The following is a 6,288-nucleotide window of genomic DNA, read 5'->3' on the forward strand; positions in this document are numbered from 1 at the left end:
GGGCGCTCGCGGGCCGCCCGCGCGGCCGCGGCCCGCAGCCGCCCGAGCAGGCCCTCCAGCGCCTGCGCGTCGCGCCCGAGCGCGCGCTCGCGCGCGGCCCGGTCGCGGTAGCGCGCTTCCAGTTCCGCGACCATGCGCGCCCGTGCACGCCGCGCCTGTTCCAGCCCGGCGAGTTGTGCGCGCTGTTCGGCCTGGCGCTGCGCCAGCGCCTGCCGCCGCTGCGCGATCTCGCGTTCGAGCGCGGCCACGTTCTGCAATTCGGCGCCCAGCTGCCGGATGCGCGCGAGCCGCTCGCGCTGCAGGTGGCGGTGGTAGACGAGCTGGCGCTGGCCGTCGGCGATGCGGTCCTGGGCCAGCAGCGCCTTCAGCGGTGCGGCCTCGCCGATCGCATAGCTCGCCCGCAGCAGCGCGGCCAGTTCGGCCCGGCGCGCATCCAGGTCCTGCGCCAGGGTGGCGCGTCGCGCCTGCAGCGCCGCCAGCGCCTGCTGCTCGCGCTCCAGCGCCGCCTCCAGCTCGCGCAGGGCGCGGCTGCGCCGCCCGACCTGTTCGTCGGCCTCGCGCAGCGCCCGGGCCGCGGTGCCGCGCGCACCCTCGAGCCGGCGCCGCTCCGCCGCCGCCTCGCGCAGCTCGCTGCGCACGCGCTCGAGCCGGCGCTCGGCCTCGCGGCTGTTCTGCTGCGCCTGCAGCAGCGCGGGGGCAGGGAGCAGCGCCAGCGCGGACAGCACGATCGCCGCGGGCGCGTGCCGGCGGCGCATCAGGCGAGCAGGCTCCGCCCGGTCATCTCCTCGGGCTTGGGCAGGCCGAGGAGGTCGAGGATGGTCGGGGCGACGTCGCGCAGCGCGCCGCCCGCACGCAGCGTCGCCGGGCGCGGGCCGACGTACACGAACGGCACCGGGCCGACCGTGTGCGCAGTGTGCGGCTGGCCGGTGACCGGGTCGCGCATCATCTCCAGGTTGCCGTGGTCGGCGGTGATCAGCAGCGCGCCGCCGGCGCGGCGCACCGCGGCCTCGACCGCGCCGATCGCCGCGTCCACCGCCTCGGCCGCCTTGACCGCGGCCTCGAAGTTGCCGGTGTGCCCGACCATGTCCGGATTGGCGATGTTGCACACGATCACGTCGAAGGCGCCGCTCTCGATCGCCTCGACCAGCTTCGCGGTCACCTCCGGGCAGCTCATCTCCGGCTGCAGGTCGTAGGTGGCGACCTTCGGGCTCGGGATCAGGATCCGCTGCTCGCCCGGGTACGGCTCCTCGCGCCCGCCGCTGAAGAAGAAGGTCACGTGCGCGTACTTCTCGGTCTCGGCGATGCGCAGTTGGGTCAGGCCGTGGCCGGCGAGCAGCTCGCCGAGGGTGTGGCGCAGGTCGTCAGGCGGGAACGCCACCGCCGCCGGCAGCTTGGCGTCGTATTCGGTCAGGCACACGAAGCGCGCCAGGCGCGGCCGTCGCGCCTGGAAACCGGCGAAATCGGGCGCCACGAACGCCGCGGTGAGCTGGCGCGCGCGGTCGGCGCGGAAGTTCATGAACACCACCGCGTCGCCGTCGTGCATCGGCGTGGCTCCCGTGAGCACGGTCGGGGCCACGAACTCGTCGGTCTCGCCGCGCTCGTAGGCGGCGGCGAGCGCGGCCAGCGCGTCGGGCGCGCGGTGTTCGCTCACCGCCTCCACGATCGCATCCCAGGCGCGGCGCACGCGTTCCCAGCGCCGGTCGCGGTCCATCGCGTAGTAGCGCCCGCACACGCTGTGGATGCGTGCGTTGCCGAGCGAGGCGCACCTGTCCTGCAGCGCCTGCAGGCTCGACTGCGCCGACTGCGGCGGCATGTCGCGGCCGTCGAGGAAGGCGTGCACCGCCACCTTCGCCACGCCCTCGCGCCTGGCCAGCTCCAGCATCGCGAAGATGTGCGCCTCGTGGCTGTGCACGCCGCCGGGCGAGAGCAGGCCCATCACGTGCAGCGTGCCGCCGCTGGCCTGGACCGCGGCGCACGCGCCGCGCAGCTCGGGGTTGGCGAAAAAGCTGCCGTCCTCGATCGCGGCGTCGATCCGGGTCAGGTCCTGGTACACGATGCGCCCGGCGCCCAGGTTCATGTGCCCGACCTCGGAATTGCCCATCTGCCCGTCGGGCAGGCCGACGTGGCGGCCTTCGGTGTGGATCAGGGTGTGCGGCGCCTGCGCCCACAGCCGGCGCCAGTGCGGGATCGCGGCATGGGCGAGGGCATTGTCGGCCGGGTCCTCGCGATGCCCCCAGCCGTCGAGGATCAGCAGGACCACGGGCCGGACGGCGGGACGGGCGGTTGCGGACACGGCAGTTTCCGGTGACTTTGGGCAGTGGCGGCGCGCGCGACGCCAGGCGCAGATTGTAGCGAAGCGGACTTAAACCTCCGGCCCGAGCCGCGCATCCGAGCTACAGCCCTCCCTCCACGCCAAGGACTTCCCATGACCCGTCTCGCCCTCGTCCTCGCCGCCGCGCTGGCCGCCACTCCCGCCCTCGCCCAGCAAGGCCCCGACATCGACAAGGTCAACGGCAGCATCACCGCCGAGGCCGGCCGCAGCTACGGCAAGCTGGATACCGTCAACGGCAGCATCCGGATCGAGGCCGACGCCCGCACCGGCGACGCCGAGACCGTCAACGGCAGCATCCGCGTGGCTGGGCAGGCGCGCACCGGCGACCTCGGCACGGTCAACGGCAGCGTCCGTGTCGGCAGCCAGGCCGTGGTGGACGGCGGCATCGAGACCGTCAACGGCAGCGTGTTCGTGGACCGCGGCTCGCGCGTGGCCGCCGGCGTCGAGACCGTCAACGGCGCGATCGGCCTGGTGGACACCGACCTGGGCGGCGGCATCGAGACCGTCAACGGCGACGTCACCGTCGGCATCGGCTCGCACGTGCGCGGCGGCCTGACCGTGCGCAAGCCGCAGGCGCAGTGGATCCGCATCGGCAAGCAGCGCCCGCCGCGGATCGTGATCGGCCCGAACGCGCGCGTGGACGGGCCGCTGGTGTTCGAACGCGAGGTCCGGCTGTACGTGCACGAAACCGCGACCATCGGCCCGGTCACCGGCGCCATCGCGGTGCGCTACAGCGGCGCGCGCGCGCCGAAGGATTGACCCCGGCCCCGGCCCGGCCGGCCGCGACATCGCCTTGCCCCGGCATCGCTAGAATCGGGGGCTTCCCGCTCGTGGAGGCCCCCATGTCATACCGTTTGACCCTACCCCTGGCCTGCCTGCTCGCGCTTGCCGGCTGCAAGCGCGAGGCCGAGGCCCCGGCGCCCGCCGCCCCCGCCGCGCCGCCGGTGGCCGCCCACAGCTTCAGCCCCGCCATCACCGCCGCCGACTTCGCCGAACACGTCAAGACGCTGGCCTCGGACGAATTCGAGGGCCGCGCCCCCGGCACCGTCGGCGAGGACAAGACGGTCGAATACCTGCGCACCCAGTTCGAACGCATGGGCTACCAGCCCGGCGCGCCCGACGGCAGCTGGTTCCAGACCGTGCCGATGCAGGTCAGCACCGCCGATCCCGCGACCACGCTCACGCTCGAGGTCGGCGGCAAGACCCGGACCCTGGCCTTCGGCACCGACATGGTGGTCGGCACCCGCACCGGCCAGCCCGAGGTCAAGCTCGAGGGCAGCGAGATGGTCTTCGTCGGCTACGGCGTGGACGCACCCGAGCAGAAGTGGAACGACTACGCCGGCCTCGACGTCAAGGGCAAGACCGTGGTCATCCTGGTCAACGACCCCGGCTTCCACGCCGGCGACGAATCGCTGTTCGAGGGCCGGCGCATGACCTACTACGGCCGCTGGACCTACAAGTTCGAGGAAGCCGCGCGCAAGGGCGCCGCCGCCGCCCTGATCGTGCACGACGATGCCGGCGCGTCGTACGGCTGGGACGTGGTCAGGAACTCCTGGAGCGGCGAGCAGTTCGACCTGCGCGCGGCCGACGATCCCGAACCGCGCCTGCCGATCCAGGGCTGGATCACCGGGGAGGCGGCCAGGCGCCTGTTCGCCGACGCCGGCCTCGACTTCGAGGCGCTGCGCGCGGCCGCCAACAAGCGCGGTTTCAAGCCGGTGCCGCTCAAGGCCAAGGCCTCGGTGACGCTCAAGAGCACGGTCGCGGAGAAGTCCTCGCGCAACGTGATCGCCCGGCTGCCCGGGCGCGAACGCCCGGACGAGGCGGTCGTGTACATGGCGCACTGGGACCACCTCGGCAAGCATGAGGGCGAAGGCGACACCATCTACAATGGCGCGGTGGACAACGCCACCGGCGTGGCCGGCATCCTCGAGATCGCCGAGGCCTTCGCCACGCAGGAACCCAGGCCGAAGCGCACGCTGCTGTTCGTCGCGGTCACGCTCGAGGAATCGGGCCTGCTCGGCTCGAAGTACTACGTCGCGCACCCGTCCGTGCCGATGGACAAGACCGTCGCGGTGATCAACCTCGACGCCATGCCGGTGTACGGCAAGTCGCGCGACATGATCGTGATCGGCCTGGGCAATTCCGAGCTCGAGGACATCCTCAAAGAAGTGGCAGCCAAGCAGGGCCGCACCCTGCGCGCCGAGACCGCGGTCGAGGCCGGCTACTACTTCCGCTCCGACCACTTCAACCTCGCCAAGGCCGGCGTGCCCGCGCTGTACGCCAAGGGCGGCGAGGACCTGCTCGAGGGCGGTGCCGAGGCCGGGCGCAAGGCGGCCGAGGACTACACCGCCAACCGCTACCACAAGCCGGCCGACGAGTTCGATCCGAACTGGAAGCTCGACGGCGTGGTGCAGGACCTCGAGGCGCTGTACGCGGTCGGCCGCCAGCTGGCCGATTCCGACCGCTGGCCGAACTGGTACCAAGGCAACCCGTTCCGCGCCGCGCGCGAGGCCTCGCGCAAGGCCGCGACCGCGCCGTGACCATTCCCGCCACGCTGCCGGTGCGCCGCGCACCGGCGGCGCGCGCGGGGCTGTTCAGCCACCGCGCGGGCACGTAGCCTGTGCCCTTCTTCGCCGGGGAGTCGGTCATGCGCATCGCCTATGCCTGCGTGCTTGTCGCCGCACTGCTGCCCTACCTGTGGGTGCTGATCGCCAAGCGCAGCGGCAAACGCTACGACAACCGCGATCCGCGTGGCTGGCTCGCGCGCCAGGACGACCCGCGCGTGCAGCGCGCCCACGCCGCGCACCTCAACGCCTTCGAGGCCTTCCCCGCCTTCGCCGCCGGCGTGCTGATGGCACAGCTGGCTGGCGTGGACCCGATCCGGATCGCGACCCTCGCGCTCGCCTTCGTCGTCTTCCGGGTGCTGCACGGACTGTGTTATCTGGCCGGCCGCGCCACCCTGCGCAGCCTGGCCTGGCTCGGCGGTTTCGCCTGCGTGCTCGCACTGATGGCGCTGGCCATCACGCGCCTGGCCACGAGCGCCGCATGAGCGCCCAGATCCTGGAATCGCTGGCCCCGTTGCTCGAGGCGACGCGCCACGATGGCTATGCCTTCGTCGAAGCGCCGCGGATGCGGGCGTTGATGGCGCCCTACGGCAGCTTCGACGACTGGGCGACCTTCGCCGCGAGCTGGGACGCGCTCGGCCCCGACCCGTACCTGCAGGCGCACGGCCGCCAGCGCCGTCGCCGCTACGCCGTGTTCGCCGCCAAGGCCGACGGCGCGATCATGCGCGAGCCGCACCAGCCGCATTACCAGTCGCTGGCCTACAACCCGTTGCAGGGCGACATCGAGCGCTGGTTCGACCCGGTCCTGCCCGAGGTCGCCGGCAGCCGCTCGCTGCGCAGCATCCTCGCCTTCGCCTGCGACGCCTTCGGCCGGCTCGCCCCGGCGGTCCCCGCCTGGCACATCGAGCTGCACCAGTTCCGGATCGAGGCCCGTCCCGACCAGCCCGGCGAGCCCACCCCCGAGGGCGTGCACCGCGACGGCGTGGACTACGTGCTGGTACTGATGGTCCGCCGCCACAACATCGAGCGCGGCACCACCACCATCCACGCTCCCGACGGCCGCCCCTTGGGCAGCTTCACCCTGGCCCAGCCCTTCGACGCCGCGCTGGTGGACGACCGCCGCGTGTTCCACGGCGTCACCCCGGTGGTCCCGCTCGACCCCACCCGCCCCGCGCACCGCGACGTACTGGTGGTGACCCTGCGCGCCCTGGGCGCCGCGCCGCCGACGGCCTGAGCCCGGGCCGGGAGCCGCTCGTGCCTGCTGCGTAAGCGTCAGCCGACCGCACCTTGTCGCACATCGTTGCGCTGTGGCAAGGGCAACAGCGTGTCGAGATCGCGGTCGAGCGTGGTCGGCAGGCGCGTGAGCACGTCGGTCAGCCAGGCGTGCGGGTC

General features: G+C 73.1%; 7 protein-coding genes. 4 read left to right on the forward strand and 3 right to left on the reverse strand.

Annotated features, from left to right (window positions below; translation table 11 throughout):
• Both FPV26_RS12405 and gpmI read right to left on the reverse strand, forming a co-directional pair.
• Positions 1-755 (reverse strand): murein hydrolase activator EnvC family protein (locus tag FPV26_RS12405; protein WP_425473104.1); only part of this gene is annotated, 755 nt, incomplete at its 3' end.
• Positions 755-2,293 (reverse strand): 2,3-bisphosphoglycerate-independent phosphoglycerate mutase, encoded by a 1,539-nt coding sequence (gene gpmI / locus FPV26_RS12410; protein ID WP_147654187.1) that lies wholly within the window; start codon positions 2,291-2,293, stop codon positions 755-757. The genes gpmI and FPV26_RS12405, both read right to left, overlap by 1 nt.
• 132 nt (positions 2,294-2,425) lie before the next feature.
• On the opposite strand from gpmI, the gene FPV26_RS12415 reads away from it, so the two are divergent.
• The 4 genes from FPV26_RS12415 (at position 2,426) to FPV26_RS12430 (ending at position 6,130) form a co-directional block, all read left to right on the forward strand.
• Entirely contained in the window at positions 2,426-3,091 is a 666-nt protein-coding gene (locus FPV26_RS12415; RefSeq protein ID WP_147654188.1) for a DUF4097 family beta strand repeat-containing protein, read from the forward strand.
• 83 nt (positions 3,092-3,174) lie between these two features.
• Positions 3,175-4,872 (forward strand): M28 family metallopeptidase, encoded by a 1,698-nt coding sequence (locus tag FPV26_RS12420; RefSeq protein WP_147654189.1) that lies wholly within the window; start codon positions 3,175-3,177, stop codon positions 4,870-4,872.
• Positions 4,873-4,979: 107 nt separating this feature from the next.
• Positions 4,980-5,381, forward strand: a complete 402-nt coding sequence (locus FPV26_RS12425; protein WP_147654190.1) for an MAPEG family protein — start codon at positions 4,980-4,982, stop codon at positions 5,379-5,381.
• Positions 5,378-6,130 (forward strand): 2OG-Fe dioxygenase family protein, encoded by a 753-nt coding sequence (locus FPV26_RS12430; protein WP_147654191.1) that lies wholly within the window; start codon positions 5,378-5,380, stop codon positions 6,128-6,130. Before FPV26_RS12425 ends, FPV26_RS12430 begins: the two co-directional genes overlap by 4 nt.
• A gap of 38 nt (positions 6,131-6,168) precedes the next feature.
• Here the strand turns inward: FPV26_RS12430 and FPV26_RS12435 are convergent.
• Positions 6,169-6,288: transposase domain-containing protein (locus FPV26_RS12435; protein ID WP_147653641.1), on the reverse strand; the 120-nt coding region annotated here is incomplete at its 5' end.

This window comes from Vulcaniibacterium gelatinicum (assembly GCF_008033445.1).
Classification (GTDB): Bacteria; Pseudomonadota; Gammaproteobacteria; order Xanthomonadales; family Xanthomonadaceae; genus Vulcaniibacterium_B; species Vulcaniibacterium_B gelatinicum.